Annotated in this window: 23 protein-coding genes; 1 reads left to right on the top strand and 22 read right to left on the bottom strand. The window is 36.9% G+C overall.

Going from position 1 to position 22,830, the window contains the following annotated elements:
• Nucleotides 1-1,470, bottom strand: coding sequence for a DUF1538 domain-containing protein (locus B096_RS0102190; RefSeq protein WP_018579151.1), 1,470 nt, complete (start codon nucleotides 1,468-1,470; stop codon nucleotides 1-3).
• Between the two features lie 103 nt (nucleotides 1,471-1,573).
• On the bottom strand, nucleotides 1,574-1,903 hold the full coding sequence (locus tag B096_RS0102185) for a hypothetical protein (protein WP_018579150.1): 330 nt from the start codon (nucleotides 1,901-1,903) through the stop codon (nucleotides 1,574-1,576).
• Between the two features lie 183 nt (nucleotides 1,904-2,086).
• Here B096_RS0102185 and B096_RS0102180 point away from each other — a divergent pair, with 183 nt between their 5' ends.
• Nucleotides 2,087-2,278: a helix-turn-helix transcriptional regulator gene (locus B096_RS0102180; RefSeq protein ID WP_018579149.1), complete on the top strand. Its 192-nt coding sequence runs from the start codon at nucleotides 2,087-2,089 to the stop codon at nucleotides 2,276-2,278.
• 49 nt (nucleotides 2,279-2,327) lie between these two features.
• Here the strand turns inward: B096_RS0102180 and B096_RS09965 are convergent, their stop codons facing one another.
• The 20 genes from B096_RS09965 to B096_RS0102080 form a co-directional block, all read right to left on the bottom strand.
• Entirely contained in the window at nucleotides 2,328-2,489 is a 162-nt protein-coding gene (locus B096_RS09965; RefSeq protein WP_018579148.1) for a glycine zipper domain-containing protein, read from the bottom strand.
• Between the two features lie 16 nt (nucleotides 2,490-2,505).
• Nucleotides 2,506-4,044 carry a putative ABC exporter domain-containing protein gene (locus B096_RS0102170; protein ID WP_018579147.1) on the bottom strand — a complete coding sequence of 513 codons (1,539 nt, stop codon included), beginning with the start codon at nucleotides 4,042-4,044 and terminating at the stop codon, nucleotides 2,506-2,508.
• Nucleotides 4,028-4,741, bottom strand: coding sequence for an ABC transporter ATP-binding protein (locus B096_RS0102165; protein ID WP_018579146.1), 714 nt, complete (start codon nucleotides 4,739-4,741; stop codon nucleotides 4,028-4,030). The genes B096_RS0102170 and B096_RS0102165 overlap by 17 nt, the downstream gene beginning before the upstream one ends.
• A gap of 110 nt (nucleotides 4,742-4,851) precedes the next feature.
• Nucleotides 4,852-5,580, bottom strand: a complete 729-nt coding sequence (locus B096_RS0102160) for a LytR/AlgR family response regulator transcription factor (RefSeq protein ID WP_018579145.1) — start codon at nucleotides 5,578-5,580, stop codon at nucleotides 4,852-4,854.
• A gap of 1 nt (nucleotide 5,581) precedes the next feature.
• Entirely contained in the window at nucleotides 5,582-7,399 is a 1,818-nt protein-coding gene (locus B096_RS0102155; protein ID WP_018579144.1) for a GHKL domain-containing protein, read from the bottom strand.
• 86 nt (nucleotides 7,400-7,485) lie between these two features.
• Nucleotides 7,486-7,737: a hypothetical protein gene (locus tag B096_RS0102150; protein ID WP_018579143.1), complete on the bottom strand. Its 252-nt coding sequence runs from the start codon at nucleotides 7,735-7,737 to the stop codon at nucleotides 7,486-7,488.
• Nucleotides 7,730-8,629, bottom strand: a complete 900-nt coding sequence (locus B096_RS0102145) for a diacylglycerol/lipid kinase family protein (protein WP_018579142.1) — start codon at nucleotides 8,627-8,629, stop codon at nucleotides 7,730-7,732. The genes B096_RS0102150 and B096_RS0102145 overlap by 8 nt, the downstream gene beginning before the upstream one ends.
• A gap of 86 nt (nucleotides 8,630-8,715) precedes the next feature.
• The gene (locus tag B096_RS0102140) at nucleotides 8,716-9,570 is read right to left on the bottom strand and encodes a DegV family protein (protein WP_018579141.1); all 855 of its coding nucleotides are present in this window, start codon (nucleotides 9,568-9,570) and stop codon (nucleotides 8,716-8,718) included.
• A 154-nt stretch (nucleotides 9,571-9,724) separates the two neighbouring features.
• On the bottom strand, nucleotides 9,725-10,693 hold the full coding sequence (locus B096_RS0102135; protein ID WP_018579140.1) for a nucleoid-associated protein: 969 nt from the start codon (nucleotides 10,691-10,693) through the stop codon (nucleotides 9,725-9,727).
• Between the two features lie 92 nt (nucleotides 10,694-10,785).
• On the bottom strand, nucleotides 10,786-11,103 hold the full coding sequence (locus B096_RS0102130; protein ID WP_018579139.1) for a hypothetical protein: 318 nt from the start codon (nucleotides 11,101-11,103) through the stop codon (nucleotides 10,786-10,788).
• Between the two features lie 98 nt (nucleotides 11,104-11,201).
• Nucleotides 11,202-12,494 carry an AraC family transcriptional regulator gene (locus B096_RS0102125; protein ID WP_018579138.1) on the bottom strand — a complete coding sequence of 431 codons (1,293 nt, stop codon included), beginning with the start codon at nucleotides 12,492-12,494 and terminating at the stop codon, nucleotides 11,202-11,204.
• A gap of 334 nt (nucleotides 12,495-12,828) precedes the next feature.
• Nucleotides 12,829-14,229: a YfcC family protein gene (locus B096_RS0102120; protein ID WP_018579137.1), complete on the bottom strand. Its 1,401-nt coding sequence runs from the start codon at nucleotides 14,227-14,229 to the stop codon at nucleotides 12,829-12,831.
• A gap of 35 nt (nucleotides 14,230-14,264) precedes the next feature.
• A complete protein-coding gene (gene arcC / locus B096_RS0102115; RefSeq protein ID WP_018579136.1) occupies nucleotides 14,265-15,200 on the bottom strand; it encodes a carbamate kinase in 936 nt (311 codons plus the stop codon).
• Nucleotides 15,201-15,209: 9 nt separating this feature from the next.
• A complete protein-coding gene (gene argF, locus B096_RS0102110; RefSeq protein WP_018579135.1) occupies nucleotides 15,210-16,202 on the bottom strand; it encodes an ornithine carbamoyltransferase in 993 nt (330 codons plus the stop codon).
• Nucleotides 16,203-16,233: 31 nt separating this feature from the next.
• Nucleotides 16,234-17,454, bottom strand: coding sequence for an arginine deiminase (gene arcA, locus B096_RS0102105; RefSeq protein WP_018579134.1), 1,221 nt, complete (start codon nucleotides 17,452-17,454; stop codon nucleotides 16,234-16,236).
• A 319-nt stretch (nucleotides 17,455-17,773) separates the two neighbouring features.
• Entirely contained in the window at nucleotides 17,774-18,466 is a 693-nt protein-coding gene (locus B096_RS09505; RefSeq protein WP_018579133.1) for a B3/B4 domain-containing protein, read from the bottom strand.
• Nucleotides 18,450-18,947, bottom strand: coding sequence for a methylated-DNA--[protein]-cysteine S-methyltransferase (locus B096_RS0102095; RefSeq protein ID WP_018579132.1), 498 nt, complete (start codon nucleotides 18,945-18,947; stop codon nucleotides 18,450-18,452). The genes B096_RS09505 and B096_RS0102095 overlap by 17 nt, the downstream gene beginning before the upstream one ends.
• A gap of 110 nt (nucleotides 18,948-19,057) precedes the next feature.
• The gene (locus tag B096_RS0102090; protein WP_018579131.1) at nucleotides 19,058-20,707 is read right to left on the bottom strand and encodes an amino acid ABC transporter ATP-binding/permease protein; all 1,650 of its coding nucleotides are present in this window, start codon (nucleotides 20,705-20,707) and stop codon (nucleotides 19,058-19,060) included.
• Nucleotides 20,704-22,401: an ABC transporter ATP-binding protein/permease gene (locus B096_RS0102085; protein ID WP_018579130.1), complete on the bottom strand. Its 1,698-nt coding sequence runs from the start codon at nucleotides 22,399-22,401 to the stop codon at nucleotides 20,704-20,706. The genes B096_RS0102090 and B096_RS0102085 overlap by 4 nt, the downstream gene beginning before the upstream one ends.
• Nucleotides 22,394-22,789, bottom strand: coding sequence for a YbaN family protein (locus tag B096_RS0102080; RefSeq protein WP_018579129.1), 396 nt, complete (start codon nucleotides 22,787-22,789; stop codon nucleotides 22,394-22,396). The genes B096_RS0102085 and B096_RS0102080 overlap by 8 nt, the downstream gene beginning before the upstream one ends.
• Between the last annotated feature and the right edge of the window lie 41 nt (nucleotides 22,790-22,830).

Raw genomic sequence — 22,830 nt, 5'->3', positions numbered from 1 at the left:
CTAACCTCCTCGTTTCGTTTTCAGACCATACATAACACCTAAAATTTGAATTGCGATGATAGGCATCATTGCAATCATTGCAATCACCCCAAATCCATCCGTCATGACGTTGGCGGTTGGAATTGCTGAAGCAGCACCTTGGGCAAACGCTAAGACAAAGGTTGCTGTCATCGGACCTGAAGCGACACCCCCAGAATCATATGCAATACCTACAAAGACACTGGGAACCTTAAAGGATAAAAATGAAGCCAGTAAGAATCCCGGTAAGAGAAAGTGCCAGAGTTTAAGATTAACAGACATAATACGCAGCATCGACAACATAACTGCGAATGCAATTCCAATAGAAAGTGTAATTAGAATTGATTTTTTCTTAATATGACCCGATGTTACCTCTTCAACCTGTTCCGTTAAGACATACACTGCTGGCTCTGCCAATACAACAACCATCCCTAATAAGAAACCAATAACAAGCAAGAGGTAGCGATTGGGCATTAAAGCGACCCCTTCACCTAAAATACGACCTGCATCCATAAAACCAGCTTGCACACCTGTCATAAAAATAGAAAGACCAACAAAGGTATACAGTAATCCTTTGAAAATCTTATGACGTCGAATTTTAGTTAATTTAAATTTCCACACATTAAATCCCACAAAAAGTATTGTTAACGGTAAAAGAGATATGAATGACTCTTTGAACATTGTAGGCAATATTTGTAGAAAAGGCAAGAGAATTCCTTGGGCTTCAGGAGCGACAACAACATCGCCTTCAATTCCACCGAGCCCCTTTAACAAACTGATAATCATTACCATGAAAATGGGTCCTGCTGAGGCAAGTCCTACCATACCAAAACTATCCTCCTCTGCATGTTTACCACCTTTAAGTTGAGAAACACCATAGCCAAGCGCAAGAATAAAGGGTGTTGTCATTGCACCGGTTGTTGCTCCAGATGCATCCACTGCAATCGCTAAAAATTCTTCAGATACAAACACACCTAAAACTAAAATCCCAAGGTATGTAATTGCAAACGTTTTATTGAGCGGTTTGCTAAACAAAATACGCAATAATCCAATGGCTACCATAATTCCAACACCCATTGATACAACCGTAACAATCAGTGTTGCAGATAAAGCACCACCAGAAGCAGCATTTACTTCATTCGCAAGAATTTGCAAGTCCGGCTCTGCAAATGTAATTAAAAATCCCAATATAACGCCTAAAACAGCAACAACACTAACTTTATTAGTCCGTGCTACTGACTTTCCCATTAAGGTTCCAATTGGTACAATTCCCAATTCTGCACCGAATAGAAAGATTCCTAAACCTAAAATAACCAAAACAGCGCCAATAAGAAAACGCGCTAAAACATCCGAATCTAACGGCACTAAAAACCAATGCATGATTAGCACCAATAGGGTGATCGGTAAAACTGAAAATGAAACTTCTTTGAATTTATTTAGTAAGATTTTCACAATACCCCTCCTCTACTCATTTAAATATATCATGAATGCTGGTTCATATACCATTTATGTGGAACATCACATAAAAAAAGTCTCAACCGAAGTTAAGACTGAATTAAAACTGTTCCACATGATGTTTTGCTTCCACCAATGACATGCCTGTTTTATCAACAAGCATTTTAACGGCAAGAAGTTTCTTGCCACTCAAAACAAGTTGACGTACTTCTTCGTCCGTTTGCTCGCTAACCCTTGCCCCTTTTTGTTTGTGAGGTTGTTGAAGGAACATCTTATCATGATGATGAACTTCGGCCTCTGTATAGGGTTTTGATTTACGTTCCGCTTCAAAAACATCATATTCTGTGGTTCGCTCTTGAATCCGAGCAATGCTTAATCCGATAATGAGAATAACCAATATTATGATCAAAGCAATTAGAACTTGTTCCATATAAATCACCTTCTTTTCCTTATCATATCTTAAATTGACACTTTTTAAAACAAATAGTAGTAAATCCAGGTTATTTTAAGTCTTTATCTTACATTTCCATTACTTTTTGCTATACTATAACCAACTAATCATAGGTTAAGGGGATACTAAGATTAACTCATCATATCGGAAAGGTACGATGAAATGAAAAATAGAATTAAAGAAAAACGTAAAGCATTGAAATTAACACAACAAGAACTTGCAGATCAAACTGGCGTAACCCGTCAAACGATATTAGCCGTTGAGCACAATAAGTATGTGCCTTCTCTACAACTTGCTTTCAATATTGCGAAAGCACTCAAGACTGACTTACAAGATGTTTTTATTGATGAGTAGTCCCCAAAACAGAAATTAGTTACAGGCCACGGCCTGTTTTTTATTTTGTTTAATCATCATCTACGGAGTCAATGTAACTCCCAATGCAAACACCAACACTACACCCAAGACCCAACCCCAGCATCAGTTTGTCTAAAACAAGTCCAACAATTAAGCCGACACCAACACCAATTGGTATCCATGTTGCAAGTCCATTTTTTTCATGATTCAAAATTACTACCCCCCTTTTAAAATTCTGTACCTTTAAGCATTGGTGCCACCCAAATAAAACCAGCACTTGCGATTCCATAAGCTACCAAACTCATCGTAATCATTAATGGTAAGATTTGTGCTTCAACATCGATCCCCATAATGCCTGCCGCAGCAAATACGAGGATCAGAGGCATAATACATAAGCCCATTCGAATTAGCATCTCCACAACTTGATTATTTCGCGATTTCATAATCCGTACCGCCAAGATTGAAGATACATTTATGAGAGCTACGTAACTTGATACAAAGAGTGCATAGAAGATTCCCTCAATTCCCGGTGTATGCGTAATTAAACATGCGCATAGGGTAAAGAATAAAGCAATTAATAAAGATTTCAGATATGGAAGCTTCACCGTGTTATACAGTTTTCGTATTGGTGAATCAGGAATAAGATACAGATGGTACTGGTTTAAATCATCCGTCAACGTGTCGACATTTGCTTGATTAAAGAGTCCAATGATTATAAACATTACTTGTCCCTGAATTGGCAGTTCCATCATCACACCCATGATCAAGTAGAAGATATAGAGCAGTATATCTTTAAATGAAATTATGGTGCGTTGTTTTTTAAGCAGTAAAACATTTTTGGAATGAATTGCACGTGCACCTGTTTGATATTTGGCGTCAACCTGCTTAATTTTTTTTGTATTGACTTCTTGTTTACCCGCTTTCGCTCGCGCATAATAGTCAGTAAAATCTTGGGCATCAAGCATTGCCTGTTCAAAGAAATCACCTTTAGTATTTGCAAATATATAAATGCCAACTGCATGAAACAGTATCATTAAACCGAATCCAATTGAAATTTGAAGTACATTTTGTTCTGCTACCCCAACAAGACCCAGCTTAGCCCACCCAAAGAGTGGAATCCAAAAGAATCGATCATTCGTAACAAAAGCCATCAGGGATTCCATTAGATTAAAATTTTGATTCAAAACTTGAGTGCCAAAAAGCAATAAGGCACTCAGTATTAAAACTGCAAGCACCACACGAGGCCCTTTAGTCTTGGTTTTATTAATAATGGATTTGAGATAAAACCATTCCATCACAAGTGAGAAAGCACTGATCAAAAGAGTATTCATCACAAAAGCAGCTATAATTAATGACAAAGGAACTACAAAGTGTAAACTAAATTGGAAGGCGCTTAAAAACGAACCCAAGAGGCCTAAAAGCATACTGCCCCAAATATTTTCAAAAGGAAGCAAACTTAAAATTTGTTTATGATTAAACGGACCAATAAACATAAAATAAGAGTCTTCAAGGAAAAATAAACTTTGATGTTTTGATGCAACCATACTCAGCATAAAAAAGACAGAAATGCCTAAAACAATCATAATATAGACTTGCATCAGCTCAGGACTCATCATCGGCTTGCCACTATGTTTAAATATTGGGATCAACATCGAGCCATACAAAAGAATTGCCCCGATTGTAAATAATGCCGAAGTGGGTTTACGAAAAACATTTCTTATCTTCGCAAACCGTTTAAGTAATGAAAGTTTAAGCAACAGTCTCATGTCTATGACCACCCTTACCTACTTCAAAATAAATTTCTTTAAGACTCTTGTCTTGAATATCTTTTCGCGAAATATCGCAGATTACTTTACCTTTTTTCATAATATACGCACGATCCCACACATCACTCACCATATCGATAACATGCGTACTCAATAGGACACTGGTTCCTTGCGCTTTTAATTCTGTTAATAATGAGAGGGTATCCTCTATACTTTGCGGATCTAAACCCATCATCGGTTCATCAACTAAAATGGCTTTGGGTTCAGTAATAAGCGCTAAAATCATCGATAATTTTTGGCGCATCCCTTTAGAGAGCTCTTTAGCAATCGTATTGCGTTGTTCATCCAAGCGGAAAAGGTTAAGATATTTCGTTGCGCAGGCTTCATAGCCAGTCACATCGTAAGCATTTCCAATAAAATCAATATGCTCTTGGACCGTTAAAAGATCGTAGAGTACAGGAACTTCAGGAATATACCCAAAACGTTTTTTGGCTTCAACACTGTGGTTATCATAGCCACAAATCGAGATTTCCCCTTCATACTCCAATAAGCCAATAATTGATTTAATGGTTGTGGATTTGCCCGCACCATTTTCACCTAATAGCACTGTGATTTCTCCTGGGTTCGCAGTCAGCGACACATTGTGGGCAGCCACTTTTGACCCATATTTTTTGGTCATATTCTTTACATTTATCATTGTATTTAACTCCTTTTACTAAATTCATAATACCATTTCCAAGTTGAAATCCACTTAAACCAACCCAAACGACCTAAATACAAGGTTTATTGACATAAAAAAAGAAGGGTTTACCCTTCAAGTGTCTTTCGACCTTTTCGAGACATCGGTATCATTTCACCGTTATCCAATTCAATTTCTGATTTTCCATAATCAATCCGTTTGATCCGCTGACGGTTTACAACGTATGATCTGTGAATCCGAACAAATGTTTTACCTAAATCTAAGTCAATTTTAGATAAGTTCCCTACAAAGTCCAATAAATCACGATTAGCATGCATAATGATACGATGCTTTTCTTGTGATGTCTCAAAATACAAAATTTCACTGACCGGAATATGATAGACGTCATCAAAGATTTTTATCGTATAGTATTCTCCAATTTCCATTTGTTCTTTTAAGACACGATCAATCGTTACGTCAATGCAGTTACGAATTCTCCCATCAACCTGCTCCAAATCATCTTTTAGAATATAATCCATTGCTTCCAATCGCATTTTAAAGGTTTCCATTAATAACTCATCGTGGGTGGTAATAAATACCAAATAACCTCGTGGATCACGTTCTCGAATAATTTTTGCTAATTCGAAACCGGTCATCGTATCCGGTCCTAAGTCAACGTCCAAAAAATAGAGCCCACGCACATTTTCTTGAGCTTCAATCTCTAAAATTGATTCTGGTAGTGCCGTAGCACAAATCACGTCCATATCGTAGTTTTCAATCATAATATGTTTTTCAATCACCTCTTGGATGTGCTCACGAATAATCGCTTCATCCTCAAGAATATAAATCGGTATCATGTTACGCCTCCACTCTGAGTTCTTGCTTAAATTTATGATCAATATAGGATGTATGACCTACTGCATTCCGGTATTTATTTAAAATATTACGATAACTTTGTAAACCTAATCCGCGCCCTTCACCTTTTGAGGTGTAATCCGGATGATAGATACGATTCACTTCGACCGGTTCATGAACTGTATTTTCGACGATTACTTTTAAATAATTTGTTTCTTGATACAATAGGACGTTAATATAACCCATTGAATGCCCCTCAACAGCTTCGATAGCATTATCGATTAAGATTCCTAGTGCTCGAATAAAATCACTGGATTGCATCGGAATTGAACTGATGGTATTCATACATTCAAAAACGTAGTCAATATTTTTTCCTTGCATCTCAATAAATTTTCCAAGAAGTAGACTCTTTATTTCCATGACTTGGATATTTGCAAGTTGTGCTGTTTGTTTAACTTCTTTCTCTAATTGATGATCAATTGCTAAGGTATGGGTGCGAAGATACTCCTTACCCCCTTCTAAACCACTTGATTCAATTTTTTGCGCAAGATGGTTAAAGGTATCACGATAAATCTTTTGGCTTTGCTTGACCCCTTCTTGCAGTTTAGAGAGCGATTGCAAGTAGTATGTTTGTTCAGCAATATACGAGGTTGTTGCATCAATTCGTTTAGTGACTGATTCAAACGACAGGAAAATAACACTCGCTACCGCTAAAAATGACAAGATTAAAATAATGTGAAGGCGATTCGCCTCAAGATAACTGTAAAGACTTAAATTTTTGCCGTTCATTTCTAAAATTAGCGAGCCCATTACCAAAACACAAATCAACAAACCAAACTTAAGACGTACTTCATATAGGGTGTTTAAAATAACTTCTACAAAACCCGTATCTTTCGGGGTTTCAGAGATGTGGATCGGGTCAGGATGATCGATATGGTCCATATAGTTTTCAGTTTGTTCCAGAATTCGCTGAACCGTTTCATCCCCCTCATCAAATGCAAGATAAATACTTGAAAATAGATTTTTAAAATCATGGCGTAACATCCGCACTTCTTGAGTCAGACGTTCCAAAGACTGTGCTTGTTGCACTTGTTGAAGATAGTGTACCCGCTGTGTATGGAGTATTAATCGTTTATGTTCTAGAACAGAAATAACAAGAATAATGAGAATCACCTCAAATACAACAATAATCCCTAAAATAAAAGCGGTATTGCTATAATTACGCGATCCATATACATAAATGATGCGAAAAACATCTTTTATACACCAAAAGCTTAGGGTAACTAAAATGGATTTACGCGTTGAGGTAAATAATTTAGAGAAATAATTACTAAAATTTGAAATTCGAAACAGTAAGGATGCTAGATATGCAACGATTGCTGTAACGACATAGGAAATTAATGTTGTATAGGGCTGAACCTGCGGATAAAAAGCAAGCCACTGGAAGAGGAAAATTGTGATGACCGTAAAAAGCGTCCCCGTAATAAAATAACTGAATAAACTTGCTGACAAAGCATGCAAATATCGAATATGTGCATCCCGGGCCAAGATAACAGATAAGACAACAGCTTGCAATGCAAAAACAGGGCCTTCTATGAGATAAAGGAGATTTCGGTTAATCAGTCCTTCTACCAAACCCGGTGTATATTCTATAATATAGTTATTTAGGAGCTGTATGACCATAAAAACACCCATAAACCAAAACATTGTGCGCTTGCGGTGGTCAAGATCAATGAGTTCGCGGTTTAAAAAGAACCAGGCAAGCCCATAAAAAAACGATATTAACATCGCAATCGCTGTAATTAATACAAATTGTTGCATGATTCCTCCTTTTTGAATTGATTATAGCATACAAAAATACGTAAACATGGTATAAGGAAAAATCACTCTTCCTTATACTATTCACGTTAACGTTTGAATTTAAAACCTCGTTTTATTGAACAACTACGTTCATTTTGCGAACGCAAAATCTTCCTTTCATGAAGAAAAGGCGTTACGAGTCGATGAAAACTCTTAGAACGCACTTGAATGTCGTCCCAGTCAAATTCATCATACAATTGTTGGGCTAAATTCATTGCTTCTTTAGGTTTTAAAATTGACTGAACTTCGATTGCTTCCGCAAGTCTATCCAAACGAAATTGTTCCAGTTGGCTAGTCATTTACAATCACTCCTTTATAATCCATCAACGTTAAAATTTCTTTATGATTTGTTGCTTTAAAGCGATTCATATCGCCAGCAAACTCCCCATCAATATTCATAGAAATAATCGTATCAGATTCGATTTCAATTTCCTTACATTGACGCATTACAAACATCTCGTTATCATACTCACAACTCATCATCCCTTTAAGAATTTGACGGATTTGGGAAACACTACGTGGTTTACGAATCAACATGACTTCAAACAAACCATCCGATAATTCAATCGCATGCTCATCGTAATGAAAAATGCCCCCAACTGACTTCGAATTGGTTATCCCCCCGAAAACAAAACTTCCTGAGAACGACTCATCATCAATACGAACTTTTAAGCCATAGGCATGAATCCGTCTAAAGGTGAGAAAACCATAGATAAGATAAGCACGATATCCCAACCAGTTTTTAAGGTTCTGCGGGGTTTTGTATGTTACTTCTGTAAAGTTACCAAAAGTAAGTGCAAAAGTAAAACAATCGGTGTTATTTAAAACGCCCAAATCAACTTTACGCTCTGTAAGATTTTCCAAATTGCTTAATATATCCGTAATATGGGCAACATTTCCTAAATTCTTCGCAATTTCATTTGCAGTACCAATTGGTAAGATTATTAAAGGCTTACGAACCTCATGCTCATAGAGTCCTTGTACCATTTGACTAACCGTTCCATCACCACCAGCAATAATATATCCTTCATAATCGTGTTCTACCTGATTCATAATCTCAATGGGACCATAATTCAAATCCGTCAAAAACAGATCAAAACGGATATTACTTTGGTTTAAACAATGGATAAACTCATTCAGCTCGTCACGTTTTGAAACACCCGCTTTAGGATTATAAATAAACAGATACATACGACCACCTCTTTTTATTTTATTATATCATAATCATGATCGTGATTTATCAATTCATATAATGAAAAAAACACTCGAAGGAGTGTTTAAATTTTATAGCACCATTGTAAAGCGAGTGTACCGATGCCTGCATGTGTTGCAACTGCTGCAGGAAGATGGACTACTTTAATAGTAAAAGGACCAATCGCCTCAATGAGAAATGCTTGGAAACGTTTTAGAGTATCCAAACCTTCACTATGAAGTAGATAAATATCATGTGTTTCAGGCATAACATTATGGCGCACTAAGTCATTGACTAAGAGCATAAAGATGCGGCGTTCAGATCGAGCAACTCCCAATTTTTCAATGGATTCCCCTTTGTTTTCAAGATAGAGTATTGGTTTAATCTTTAAAAGACTTGCAACCTTTGCGGCTGTTTTAGAAACACGACCGCTTGCAATCACTTGATCAAGTGTTTGTGGATAGATATAAGATACTTGATGTGAGAAAAAATGATCCAAATAGACTTCAATTTGTTCGATGGTATATCCATCTTGATTCATTTTACGGATTGCATGAACAGCTTGTTGAACGGGTCCGGTGATGGAGTGTGTGTTAATCACCGTCATGTTCGAAATATTCAAATCTTGCTTCACCATCTCCATGGAACCGTAAGTCCCGGATAAAGCTGTACCGATACTGAGTGCGAAGATATGATCATAATCTTTTTTGACAACTGATTCAAATAATTCGTAAATCGTTCCAAGGTTGGGTTGAGACGTCTTTACAATTTCATGATTCCTCAGCAAGTCATTTACTTCGTTTTCAGTTATTGTAACTTGATCAATATAAACTGTATTATTGTGGATTATGGTTAATGGTGCAATATAGACTTCGAACGCTTCAATTTCAGCTTGCGTAAATGACACCGATGAATCACATATAATGGCTATTTTTTTCATAATACCCCTCCGTTATAGATAGAGTATATCGAAGTGAATGGACTGTGTCAAAGCAATTTTTGATTAAAAGCATTTTATAAGTTATTTATCATGAATTACCGGTTTTCAACAGGAAAAAAAGGACACAAATCACAAACGTGATCTATGTCCCTTTTTATAATATTTTCCCAATATCTTTCAATTCAATCGATACTTGGCCATTAATATCTGTTGTAATATTGACAATATCACTGATGTCGAGGATATCAAGAGGTAAGATAATTTCAATACCCGATTCGGTAACAATGCGATGTTTTTTTGCCGCTTGAGTACGATTAACGGTTTTTAAATTAATCATATCTTGAACGTGTTCTTGTTCAAATGTGGTATCAATGAGTCGTTCCTCATCATCACTAAATGTATCAAATACTTCTTTTAAAATTTGTTTAGGTTCAATTTCATCAAAAAAATCAACATTATCGGTAATCACTTGTTTTGCCTTGATGATATTATCAAAACGTGGTTCATCGCGTACTTCTGATAACGTATTAACTAAAGTATCTACAACTTGAAAACTTGTCTTCGAGTTTGCAATAATCTCACATTCTAACAATTCTTCCAGAAGTTCACGATAATTGAGATCTTGATACTTAACTAACGTTTCTCCAGTTGTAAGATTTACCATGAAGGCATTTTTAACACTTGCAAACGTTTCGGGTAAAATTGCTTGATTATGAACGAGCGCATTTTCCAAGCCCTGCTCGTTTTGTGTTATTTTGATATAGCCGTTTTTACTTAAAACTTCAAACATCGCTAAGGATAGATAATCCCCCATATCAATCATCGCAAACAATAAGTTTGAACTCTCAATTGTCATCGCTGCAATATGGTGATCAAACCAGCGCTTTGCAATCGCTTGCGTCTCCTCGATAAAATTAATGGGAGTTCCGATGAGACTTAAGAATTTGCTGTCAGAATGAAGCTTACCTTTTGATGCTGTTGGGCTAGATTGAAAGGCCTTCGCCAATTTAGCGATATAAGGTTCCACATCTTTAGAAGTGTTAAAATTTAATTGTTTTTCGGATAAAATCATTGATTGCAAATCGCGATCTAATGAATGAATCACACCTTTATTTATATTCATCGTAACCTCCGTCATGTCACCCTATTAATATAACAAAAAACAACATGAAAATCATGTTGTTTTTCGGAATTATCTTAAACAGGAACCCATTACTAACTTTCTTGTTTTTGTTTGATATAACAAATAGAACCAATCGCTACCACTACCAAGACACTGGTGTAGAGAACAATATAAGTCCAGGGTTCAACTCGTGCCTGAATAAACTCTTCACTCAGAATTGGTGCCTTATGTTCTGAACTTTGAAGCAATTCTACATACTTATCCTGATGCGATCCGTCCGTCGGTAACGACGGCTTCTCGATCGACTTCACTTGAACTTGCGGCTTTTTAAGTTCTTCTTTCGCAGGTATCGAACCAAAAGCAAGTATTGATACGGTAAGCGATACTGCAATTATCATTTGTTTAGACATCAAACCCCTCATTTCTTCCCCTATAATTTATCACAATAAGTTCACATTATACAGTGAAACTTGAAAAGAAAAGAAAAGACCGCGATATGGCGGTCTTTTTATGAAATTGTTGTACGAATTAATTCCATAGGATCTTCAATATTACCAGTCGGCATAGTTACCGATTTACGGAAAATACCTGGTGTCATGTTCTTTTGTTTCACAAAATTACGATGAAAGGTCTTGCTGTTATTATACCCTACTGCAATACCGATATCGACGATTGCCAAATCTGTTGATAATAAGAGTTCACAGGATTTGTTGATCCTAAGATAATTCAAGAAGTCTTCAAAGTTCATTTCAACTTGGAAGAGAAGAATAAGATTTAACTCCACAAGGGGAATGCTAAATTTATCCGCTACTTCTTGTATTTTTAAATTTTCTTTATAGTTATTATACATATAATTTAAAACTTGATACGAAAGGTTTAATTCTTTATCATTTATCACTTGATGAATATTACGATAAATCTTTCGATATTCATTGGGTGTTGTACCAATGCGTTCATTATAAACTTTTGACAAGTGTGACGCATCCGCAAAACCTGTTAAATCGGCAATTTCACTGAGTGACATGCCGGTATAAATCAGTAAATCTAATGATTTAACGATTCGCATTTCATTCAATAATGCTGTAAAAGATAACCCTGTCACATCATAGATATACTTACTGATGGCAGATTCACTCATATAGAAAAAACCCGATAATTTTGAAAGTGTTAGTTTTTCACTTAAATGTGAATATAGATATTTGAAAATCTTATAACGATGATCGAGTTCAATTTCCTCATTCGATTTCATCTTACATTCCTTTTTGTTCGCAAACCGTTGGAAATGAATCACAAGTTCAATTAATTTATTCGTAACATAAAGTTTGGATAAACTTTGTTCTTCAGGAATATCTAAGTTCGATTCAACGCCTACTTCATCACGAATTTCATCCAGTACTTTTTGAATTACATCCGCTTCTTTCGCAGTACATTGAATCACATGATTCTTCTCTAAAGGCCCTGTTACTTCAATCATATCATTGCTTGGATTCGCTCCGCACTTCATTGCTTGAGAAATGTAATCGATATTATAGATTATACGTACGAATTGGAGGGGCCTGGCCACGCTCTCAATTTCGGTAATTTCCCAAGGGAGGATTGCGATAAGAGAATTCTCTTTAATAGGATAACTTATCCCATCAATCAAGATCGTTCCTTCACCCTTTTTGATAAAGAGAAAGCGTGATGCCTGATGAATGATCGGATAGGTTGGTAAATCAATAAATTCCATGTCAAAACTGCATAGTTTTCGTTTATCATAACGAGAGCAGTTTTTACCTTGTATTTCAGTTACAAAGTCCATGAAATATACCCCCTTTCACACTTCTTGATTACACCTTAATTGTACACTAAAAACGCTTTAATTTATAGAGTCAAGATTGCCCTCTTGCAACATAAAATCTTTAATCTTAATCGTCGGCAGTTCTCGTTATAAAACGTGTAAGGATTGGCGACTTACACGTTTTATAAGGTTAAAACTTCGTGGTGCTCCTGATAGGTTTGAATCTATATCTTCTTGACATCATCAAGTGCGCTCTACATTTGAGCTACAGAAGCATGTCATGTTGTACTATCTTGCTAATAAAAAAAGGAATGGAAGGCAACATCCATTCCTTTATTAAATTTTTATATTATGTTTAAATTATGAGCATAGCTCCGGTAAGGATAATAACACTAACAAGTGCAATTATGAGAATAATTTTCTTCGAGAATTTAATCCATGTAGAGTATTCAACTTTGGCGATTGCAAGACCACCCATAATCGCTCCACATGTTGGCGTAAAGAGGTTGACAAGACCACTACCCGCAACGAAGATCATGACCATTACTTCAGGGCTGAAGCCTAATTCTGATGCAAGTGGTGCCATGATTGGCATCGACACTGTTGCAAGTCCTGAAGAAGATGGAATAAGGAAGGTTAATACAAGATAGAGTAAGTATGCAAGTGGTGCGAAGATAATTCCTGACACCCCTTTAAGTGCATTAGCTGCGTTGGTCAAAATGTAAACATCAAGTCCTGTTTCAGTCATTAGAACTGAAGCTCCACGAGCTAAAGCAATAACAAGAACTACACTCATCATATCGGCAGCACCGTCCATGAATGTATCGACGATTTCTTTCTCACTAAGTTTACCAACAATACCAATAATGATACCCATTAATAAGAACCATGTTGTAGCTTCTTGGAAGTACCATTCTCCAAATGGAATTCCTGTTAACCAGGCAGTCCAACTATCAAAGAATGTAATTCCAAATGAACCCCAAGGAATAAATGAGAGAATCATTACAAGGAAGGTAATACCAAACAATACAAGAACGACTTTATGCGTACCTGTTAATTCAACAGCAACAGCATTTTTAGTATGTCCATATTGTTTGTCAATTTCTTGTTGTTCTTGAAGTGAAAGGATGGTTGATCCTTTATCTTTTTTAACTTTCTTTGCATAGCTCATTACAAAGTAGATTGAAATGAGTAATGCAGCAATCCAAAGAATAAGTCCAATAAGCATTACAAGTCCATTATTCACAGGGATATCTTTTGGAATAGCATCCAAAGCAGCACCTACTGCAAATGGGTTAATTGTAGATCCTAAAACCCCAGCTCCTGCTCCCAATAAGACAACTGCTGAACCAACAACAGCGTCAAATCCAGCAGCAACCATGGTTGCTGTTAAGAGTGCATAGAATGGGACCGTTTCTTCAAGCATTCCGTAGGTTGAACCACAGATTGAGAAGAGCGTCATTAATACAGGAATAATAATCAGTTCATTACCTTTTAGTTTTTTTACTAAAGCAGCAATACCTGCATCCAAAGCGCCAGTTTTTGTTACTAGTCCCAAAAATCCCCCTAGGATCATAACGAATACACAGACATCAATCGCATCTGCGAAACCTTTAACTGGAGCCATCATAACTGTTGACAAAGTAGCGCTTGTTACATCAGGAATAACAACTGTTACAAGAGCTAAAACGAACAGAATGATAAAAAGAATTGAAAAGGATGAAAGCATTTTTCTAGATTTCTTTTCATTTGCCATATATTTCTCCTCCGTATGTCATCTTTATAGATTGACTATTTTTCGATGATCGTTCCGGTAATCCCTGCAAGTGCATCTTTAGCCCTTACAAGTGATGTAACAAGAGCTTGACCTTCTGATGCTTGTTCGACAAAGTCTAAGCAAGCTTCAATCTTAGGTAACATACTACCAGGAGCAAAATGGCCTTCCTCGATGTATTGTTTTGCCTTTGCAACATTCATCGTTGCAAGTTCTTCTTGTTGTGGTGTGTTGTAATGAATGCAAACACGGTCCACAGCCGTTAAAATAATAAGCATATCGGCATTTAAGTCAAGTGCAAGCTTTGAGCAAGAACGATCTTTATCAATTACAGCTGCAACCCCTTTATAACCTTCAGCTGTATCTATTACGGGAATACCCCCACCACCAACTGTGATAACAATATCGCCTTGACCGGTCAATTGTTTGATTAAGTCAATTTCAACGATTTCTTTTGGAAGTGGTGAAGGAACGACACGACGATACCCACGTCCTGCATCCTCCATAAAACTGTATCCCTTTTCTGCCGCAAGTTTAACTGATTCTTCTTCTGTATAGAAAAGTCCTACAGGTTTTGTTGGTTTCGCAAATGCAGTATCATTTTCGTCTACTACCATTTGTGTTACAACACTTGCACAGTGTTTGTCTATTTTACGTCTTCGCAATTCGTTTTGAATGGCTTGTTGTAGATGATAACCAATGTAGCCTTGGCTCATTGCCCCACATTCAGGGAAAGGCATGGGAGGAGTTCCACCGCCATTATTTGCAGCGAACTCCATTGCCAAATTAATCATACCTACTTGAGGTCCGTTTCCGTGACCAACGATCACTTCGTAACCTTCTTCAGCCATATCAACGATTGTTTGTGCTGTTTGTTTAACGAGCTCGATTTGCTCTTCAGCGTTATTACCGAGTGCGTTACCACCAAGCGCGATTACAATACGTTTTCCCATATGAATCGCCTACTTAAGTGTTGCATACATCACAGCTTTAATTGTATGCATTCTATTTTCTGCTTCATTGAATACTTTTGATTGTTTTGATTCAAATACTTCGTTTGTAACTTCCATTTCTTTTAAACCATATTTTTCATAAATATCTTGTCCAATAACGGTCTTAAGATCATGGAATGAAGGTAAGCAGTGTAAGAAGATTGCATCTTCTGCTGCGTTTGCCATTACATCACTATTTACTTGGTATGGACTTAAGAGTTTAATACGTTCTTCCCATACACTATCTGGTTCACCCATTGATACCCAAATATCAGTATAAATAACATGTGCACCAGTTGTTGCTGCTTTTACATCTTCTGTTAAAGTTACAGTACATCCGTTTTCTTTTGCGATTGCACGGCATTCTTCAACAAGTTCTTCATGTGGCATTTGTGCCTTTGGTCCGCAAGCTGTAAAGTTGAGTCCCATTTTTGCACAAGCTACCATAAGTGAGTTCGCAACGTTATTTTGTGCATCACCCATAAATACAAAGTTTAAGCCTTTGAGGTATCCAAAGTTTTCTTCAATTGTAAGTAAGTCAGCAATCATTTGTGTTGGATGGAATTCTGTTGTTAAGCCATTCCATACCGGTACGCCTGCGTCATCAGCTAATGCTTGAACGATTTCTTGTGCATATCCACGGTATTCAATTCCGTCATACATGCGACCAAGTACACGTGCTGTATCTGGAATGCTTTCTTTTTTACCCATTTGTGAACTACCTGGATCTAAGTATGTAACACCCATACCTAGGTCCATACCTGCTACTTCAAATGAGCAGCGTGTACGTGTTGATGTTTTTTCAAAGAGTAAAACAATGTTTTTCCCTTCAAGATAACGGTGTGGTGTTCCTGTGAGTTTTAAATTTTTAAACTCTTTTGATAAGTCTACTAAATATCTAATTTCCTCTGATGTGAAATCCAAAAGCTTTAAGAAGCTTCTTCCGCTTAAATTTACTCCCATGTGATCTTAATCTCCTTTTATTGTTTTCTATCTAAATATCATCACGAATTAATGGCATACTCATGCAACGAGGGCCACCACGACCACGAACAAGTTCAGCACCACGTAACTCAATTAATTTGAGTCCATGTGATTTCAATAACTCGTTACTAATTTCGTTTCGGTCGTATACTACAACAACACCTGGTGCAATTGTAAGTGTATTTGAACCATCATTCCATTGTTCACGTTCTGAAGCCATCATGTCTTCGCCACCACATTTAATTAATGTAACTGGACGTCCTACGTGTTTGGATAAGATTGATTCTAAATCCGTATCAATTTTCACGATATTCACATCGCCATCTTGACCTTTTGTAATTTCAAATACTTGTAAAGGTCCTAGGATACCTGGATGAATTGTAAATTTATCGTGGTCTACTTGGGTAAACACTGTATCTAAGTGCATGAATGCACGGCTATTAGGAATATCAATTGCAAGAATTGTTTCGATTTCTGTTCCTTCAACATTGAAGATATTGCGTGCAATGTCTTCAATTGCTTGAGCTTGTGTACGTTGTGAGATTCCTATTGCTAATGTTTTAGCATTGATGTTAAGGATATCTCCACCTTCAATATGGAAGTCTGCTGTACGATCATAGTAGTAAGGAACATTTCCTTTATATTCTGGATGATATTTGAAGATGTAATCGGCATAAATTGTTTCGCGATTACGTGTAACAGAATACATACGGTTCAAACTTATACCCTTTCCAATTGATGCAAAAGGATCTCGTGTAAAGTAAAGGTTTGGTAGTGGGTCCAAAATTAAGTCTTGAACTTCACCAGCCATTTCTACTAATGATTTTTTACCTGAATGATCTAGTTCGTGTGTACGAACACCTTCCATGGTTTTTAAGACAAGTTCTTTTTCATCTTTGATTGAATCTAAGAAGTTAAACACCATGTCGTGTTCACGTTGTGTTTTGATTCCGCCTTCTTCAATAAATTGATTTAAGAATTGTTTACGAAGATCAGCATCTTTAATAACTTCTGCCATCAAATCTTCTAGGTAAACAACTTCTATATCGTTATCACGAAGTGCTTGAGCAAATTTATCATGCTCGTCTTGTGCATCCTTAAGGTAAGGAATGTCATCGAATAGAAGACGTTCTAGTGTGTCGGGAGTAAGGTTTAAGAGCTCCCTACCAGGTCTATGTAATAAAACTTTTCTAAGCGTTCCAATTTCGCTTGTAACTCTAATTCCGCTCATTACGTTTCCTCTTTTCTTTTTTTTCTAGGTTTTGAAAGTGAACTGATCAGGAACACTTTCGTAACCGAACATAGAGAGCCAATCCCATGGGTTGTGCGACCTTCTATGTTTACATCTATATTGTAAGCGCTTCAATTACACTATGTAGGACAATTAACCGCTTTCAAATTGTATTCTTAGCATTTGGGGGATTATAGGGTGTTTTTTACGGTAATTATCTAATTTAAGATTAAAACCCACTATTTAGTGGGTTTTAATCGCATATATTTCCAGTATTATGAAAGATTCAAAAGACTCAATTATCGCTATATCCATTTTTTTATAAATCAATGCGAATGGAACTCCCTGCTTGTACCTGATACAAGTGATAATGGCCCCCACATGAAGCGACAATCATTTTGGAAATCGTTTCTAAGCATTTTTTGCGGGAAACAACATCCGTATCTGCATGTCCTTGAATGATAAGTAAAAATTGAGTTGTCCCGGGTTGAATCTTATAAGCTTCCGCATCACGAGCATCAAGCAGCGCTAAAATATTTTGAGTATCTTGTAAAACGTAATCCACTTCAAGAACACGTTTCGTACCACCACCAATGGGATAAAAAACAGCACCTTCTTGAGCAAAACCAAATTCAAGCGGTCCATGAATGCGATCTAAGTCATGGGCTCCAATGGAATAATGTGAGGTCAATGCAAACGTATTATAAATATTCACAACGGTATTCACATCAGGTAATGCACGACGACGTTGAACATTTCTCATGAGTGCAAGTGCTGTCGGTGGAAATTTTTGTAAACTTCGCCCTACCGATTGAACACATGTTCGATAACCCTCTAAAATGCCTGATGAATACACCTTGAGATCGACATCCATAATCGATTGGACCGCATTATTTTGTATCACTACCATCTCAGGAGTCATTGGCTTTGTAACATCCACATCCTTTAAAACAGCAAACACAATCGTTTGAATACCTAAATTCTGATAACGTTCATCAACGATGATTTCCATAATGGGCTCCTTGTTCTAAGTTAAGCAACTTTGTTTTTAAAGCAAGACCACTTCGATACCCTGTTAATTTTCCATTTTTCCCAATAATTCGATGACAGGGAACACAGATCATAATAGGATTTTGACCAACAGCGCGTGCTACAGCTCGGGTTTTTCGGGTTTCAAACAGAGCATCAGATAAGCCTTCATAACTTAAGGTTTGTCCGTAAGGAATATCTAATAGGCCTTGCCATACTGTAACCTGAAACGGTGTTCCATGAAGTCGATATGGAAAGTTAAAACTTCGACGTTTTCCATAAAAATACGCTTTCAACTGTGCTACGACTTCTCCGCAGGCTTGGTTATCAATAATAAGATGATCTACTTTAAATTTATGTTTAAAAAATTCTAAATCATCTGCAGTACTTAGAAAGATAACCACTCCATCATCTTCAACGATTAAATATGTTTCATTTTCAAATTCAAAGTATCTTCCTATCATGAGCTTCTCCTTTTAAGGTTGTTATCAATTCATCCTTTACAATAGTTTTGCATCCCTACTTCACAATAAGTGTACATGGAATTAAATATTATTTCAAAAAAAAAACAGACCTAGATCTGTTTTTCGATATGTGTAAGGGTCCCATTTTCAAGTTCCCAAACTTCATCCGCAATTTGAATCGTTGATTTACGATGAGAAACAATTAAAATTGTTTTATCTTTTTTATGTTCAACCAAGGATTTTAGAATGATTGCTTCATTGAGACTATCCAAGTTACTGGTCGGTTCATCAAGCAGTATAAAATCACCATCATGAAGAAACACACGTGCGAGACCAATACGCTGACGTTCACCCGATGAGAGGTTATCGCCAAGCTCATCCATCATCGTGTCGTAGCCATTTGGCAAAGACATAATAAAATCATGAATTGATGCTTGCTTTGAAGCTGCTACAATGGCTGCATCTGTTGCATTTGGCTTCACCAGCGCAATGTTATTACGAATGGTATCTTTAAAAATATCTGTATCTTGACTCATAAGACTTTCCATATTTCTTAAACATGAGGTCTTGATAGTTTCAATCTTCGTATCACTGATTAGGACATTGCCTTCATTGACATCCCAAAAGCGCATTAAAAGTTTTAATAGCGTTGATTTTCCAGCACCGCTCTCACCTGTAATCGCAATAATTTTATGTTTCGGTATCGTCAACGATAAGTGCTCCAACACCGGTTCTTCCTGATATTTAAACGATACATCTTCAAATGAAGCACCTTCAAACGATACGGTTTCGCCTTCGATTACTTCCTGTACTTGTGGTGCTTCGTCTAATAAATCGAGGATTCTTTGTCCGCTAGCAAGCGTATGATATAAATCACCACTAAGATTTGACAGTGCAATAACCGGACCGAAAGAACTCATCTGTAAGGTAAAAATCAACAGTAACGTATTCAAATCAAGATTTCTTCCGAAGTACAAAATGGCAACTCCAGAAACAATAACGATAAGATCTACAATCACACGTGTTATGCCTTGGTATGAGCTGAGTTTTTTCTGTTTATCATTAATATCATGAGTACGCTGTTTGAGTAAGTCCATCGTTCGTTGCGCATTTTGATACTGTTCAAGTTCTTCAATCCCACGAATGGAATCTAAAACCCGACTGTTTAAGTCACCCAAATCATTTCGCATTTCAAGCCCTTTATGATTTCCTAAGCGGCTTGCAATCAATGGTATTACGAATCCGACAAGAAGCAATGCAATCAGCGGTATCAAGGCTATTACGCCTCCTTTTACAGCAATTGTAGATACTACAATTATCGATACAATCACGGCTATTAGAATTGGTGAGATGGTATGAGCATAAAATACCTCTAACAACTCGACATCGTTGGTTATCATTGCAACCAAGTTACCACGGTCCTTAGTTTCTAACTTCGCGGGTGCTAAAGTTCTAAGTTTCGCAAAAACTTGATGACGTATATGTGCAAGCAACTTAAAAGCGATAAAGTGATTGAGCGCCTGTTCGCCATAACGAAAGACTCCTCGAAGCAAACCACACAGTACAAGTAGAACTAAAAAGATGATAAAACTGTGTTCTTGAATCATCGCAACTACGATGCGAGCACTTAAATAAGGAATTCCAATCGCTGCGAAATGACCAGCCACGCCAAGTATGACCGCAAAAACCATAGGAATTAACAGAGGTTTAATAAAGCCAATTAAATTAATCATAATACTGATTCCACTACGTTTTTTCATGACTTTACCTCCTCTAAAAACGAAAGATTCTCGAGCGACTCTTGCGATTTCACTAAACTTTGGTAGACACCATCCGATTTTAGTAGTGACTTATGGTTTCCGGTTTGAACGATGTGTCCCGCATCGAGCACATAAATTCGATCACATTCGAAGCAATTTGCCAATCGATGAGAAATCATGATGATACCTTTCCCACATTCGCGCAAGCCTTGAATGGTTTCAAGAATTATCGATTCACTTTCAACATCAATGTTTGAAGTCACTTCATCAAAAATATAGAATGGGGTGTCATGTACCAATGCGCGCGCAAGCGCAAGGCGTTGTTTTTGGCCACCAGATAAATTAGAACCGCGTTCTTTAATATCATGGTCTAAATCAAGTGAGAGATTAACCTTCTTTAAAGCATCATAAAGGACTGTATCATGATACGGTGAGCCCATCATGAGGTTTTCGCGTACAGACCCTTTAAAAATCATACTGTCATGACTCACATAAGTCACTTGCTTATACAGTTGACTGCAATTAATTTCTTGACCACCAAAATATAGGGTTCCATCTTGTGGGATAAGACGTCCCATCAATAATGATACCAAAGTACTTTTCCCAGATCCGCTTTCTCCTACAATACCAATAAATTCACCGCGTTCTGCCCTGAAATCTACATTGATTAAGACAGGTTCTTTATCATACGCAAAAGTAACATTCTCAGCATTATATCCTTGATCAGTGAAAGAATCCGATAAGATTTTCTTACACTTGGCTTCGACATCTAATAATTTAAACATTTTTTCACTAGCTGCCATTCCGTTCATAGCAATATGAAAGTAAGAACCCAATTGCCGCATTGGAATAAAGAAATCAGAGGAAAGTAAAATGAACAACAGTACCCCTGTTAGCGTAAGAGCACCAGAATTAAAACTATACAGAGATACCACTAATGCAATCATCGCCCCGCCATAAGCTACTAAATCCATAACAGATATTGAATTGAGTTGCATAATAAGCACGCGCATCGTTACCTTACGAAAAGATTCTGCATCTGCATCCATCATATCTTGACGCGTCCCATCTGCATCAAATACTTTAAGCGTCGTAAGCCCTTGAAGGTTCTCAAGAAAATGGTCACCGAGACTCGTATATTGCGACCAATATTTACTTAAAAGTTTCTTTGCGAATTTTTGGACCACAATGATTGAAATTGGAATCAGTGGCACACATATAAATAGGATTAATGCAACTTTAAAAGAATAAGGAACTAAAAAAACAAAAAGAGTTAAGGGCGCTAACATACTATAAATAAACTGGGGTGTGTACAAAGCAAAATAATTTTCGAGTTGTTCCACACCTTCTGTCGAAACTTGAGTTATTTCACTGCTCGATAAAACATGTTGATAATCTGACCCCAACTCAAACAGTTTTCCAAAGATAAGAGAGCGCATTTTTAACTTCACGCAAGCACTGGTTTTTTGAGTGGCTAGATTCGCTTGATACTGCGCTCCCGCTTTAATAGCTAGGCAGATCCAAAAATAAAAAGGTATGTTGAAGGTTGCGTGGGTTGTGATTTCAACGAAAGCATCCACAAGAAGCTTGATCAAAAACATATTCGCAATAAGTGTTACCCACTTATAAAATACAGTTTCAAGAATCGGTTTGTGCGCTTCCTCAACAGTTTTTATTAATTGTACATTAATCATGTTCTAAAACCTCCGCATATTCAAATTCCGGTTCATTGGCGATTTTAAAAATAAAATAATAATATTTAAAAAGCACTAATGCGCCAATCACCATTCGTGCATATACATTTTTTGAAAAGTAAAACGCAAATGCCATCATGATAGATGCCACCGTTAAAATCTTACGTTTGCTACTACGCTTCATCGTATGTTTCGTTACAAAGTCATTCAGATGCTTTTGATATAAAGCCGTGTGTGTCAACCAATGGTGGAAACGTTTTGAACTTTTCGCTGCACATACCGAAGCACACAATAAAAAGGGGGTTGTTGGGAGTAGCGGTAAAAATACACCTAATGCACCCAATCCTAAAAAGAGTATTGCCAAAATCATGATTATCCATCGTTTCATATGCCACCTCGTCTTGAAATTATAAGCGATAAACAGCACTT

Origin of the sequence: Erysipelothrix tonsillarum DSM 14972, assembly GCF_000373785.1 — a bacterium.
Lineage (GTDB): Bacteria > Bacillota_I > Bacilli_A > Erysipelotrichales > Erysipelotrichaceae > Erysipelothrix > Erysipelothrix tonsillarum.
Note: the sequence above shows the minus strand (reverse complement) of the source record. Positions and strands in the feature narration are given on the sequence as shown.

What these genes read in the sequence shown, in the direction of transcription:
- B096_RS0102185 (WP_018579150.1), bottom strand. Translation starts at nt 1,903, where the DNA reads ATGGAACAAGTTCTAATTGCTTTGATCATAATATTGGTTATTCTCATT.
- B096_RS0102180 (WP_018579149.1), top strand. Translation starts at nt 2,087, where the DNA reads ATGAAAAATAGAATTAAAGAAAAACGTAAAGCATTGAAATTAACACAA.
- B096_RS0102170 (WP_018579147.1), bottom strand. Translation starts at nt 4,044, where the DNA reads ATGAGACTGTTGCTTAAACTTTCATTACTTAAACGGTTTGCGAAGATA.
- B096_RS0102165 (WP_018579146.1), bottom strand. Translation starts at nt 4,741, where the DNA reads ATGATAAATGTAAAGAATATGACCAAAAAATATGGGTCAAAAGTGGCT.
- B096_RS0102160 (WP_018579145.1), bottom strand. Translation starts at nt 5,580, where the DNA reads ATGATACCGATTTATATTCTTGAGGATGAAGCGATTATTCGTGAGCAC.
- B096_RS0102155 (WP_018579144.1), bottom strand. Translation starts at nt 7,399, where the DNA reads ATGCAACAATTTGTATTAATTACAGCGATTGCGATGTTAATATCGTTT.
- B096_RS0102150 (WP_018579143.1), bottom strand. Translation starts at nt 7,737, where the DNA reads ATGACTAGCCAACTGGAACAATTTCGTTTGGATAGACTTGCGGAAGCA.
- B096_RS0102145 (WP_018579142.1), bottom strand. Translation starts at nt 8,629, where the DNA reads ATGTATCTGTTTATTTATAATCCTAAAGCGGGTGTTTCAAAACGTGAC.
- B096_RS0102140 (WP_018579141.1), bottom strand. Translation starts at nt 9,570, where the DNA reads ATGAAAAAAATAGCCATTATATGTGATTCATCGGTGTCATTTACGCAA.
- B096_RS0102135 (WP_018579140.1), bottom strand. Translation starts at nt 10,693, where the DNA reads ATGAATATAAATAAAGGTGTGATTCATTCATTAGATCGCGATTTGCAA.
- B096_RS0102130 (WP_018579139.1), bottom strand. Translation starts at nt 11,103, where the DNA reads ATGTCTAAACAAATGATAATTGCAGTATCGCTTACCGTATCAATACTT.
- B096_RS0102125 (WP_018579138.1), bottom strand. Translation starts at nt 12,494, where the DNA reads ATGGACTTTGTAACTGAAATACAAGGTAAAAACTGCTCTCGTTATGAT.
- B096_RS0102120 (WP_018579137.1), bottom strand. Translation starts at nt 14,229, where the DNA reads ATGGCAAATGAAAAGAAATCTAGAAAAATGCTTTCATCCTTTTCAATT.
- arcC (WP_018579136.1), bottom strand. Translation starts at nt 15,200, where the DNA reads ATGGGAAAACGTATTGTAATCGCGCTTGGTGGTAACGCACTCGGTAAT.
- argF (WP_018579135.1), bottom strand. Translation starts at nt 16,202, where the DNA reads ATGGGAGTAAATTTAAGCGGAAGAAGCTTCTTAAAGCTTTTGGATTTC.
- arcA (WP_018579134.1), bottom strand. Translation starts at nt 17,454, where the DNA reads ATGAGCGGAATTAGAGTTACAAGCGAAATTGGAACGCTTAGAAAAGTT.
- B096_RS09505 (WP_018579133.1), bottom strand. Translation starts at nt 18,466, where the DNA reads ATGGAAATCATCGTTGATGAACGTTATCAGAATTTAGGTATTCAAACG.
- B096_RS0102095 (WP_018579132.1), bottom strand. Translation starts at nt 18,947, where the DNA reads ATGATAGGAAGATACTTTGAATTTGAAAATGAAACATATTTAATCGTT.
- B096_RS0102090 (WP_018579131.1), bottom strand. Translation starts at nt 20,707, where the DNA reads ATGAAAAAACGTAGTGGAATCAGTATTATGATTAATTTAATTGGCTTT.
- B096_RS0102085 (WP_018579130.1), bottom strand. Translation starts at nt 22,401, where the DNA reads ATGATTAATGTACAATTAATAAAAACTGTTGAGGAAGCGCACAAACCG.
- B096_RS0102080 (WP_018579129.1), bottom strand. Translation starts at nt 22,789, where the DNA reads ATGAAACGATGGATAATCATGATTTTGGCAATACTCTTTTTAGGATTG.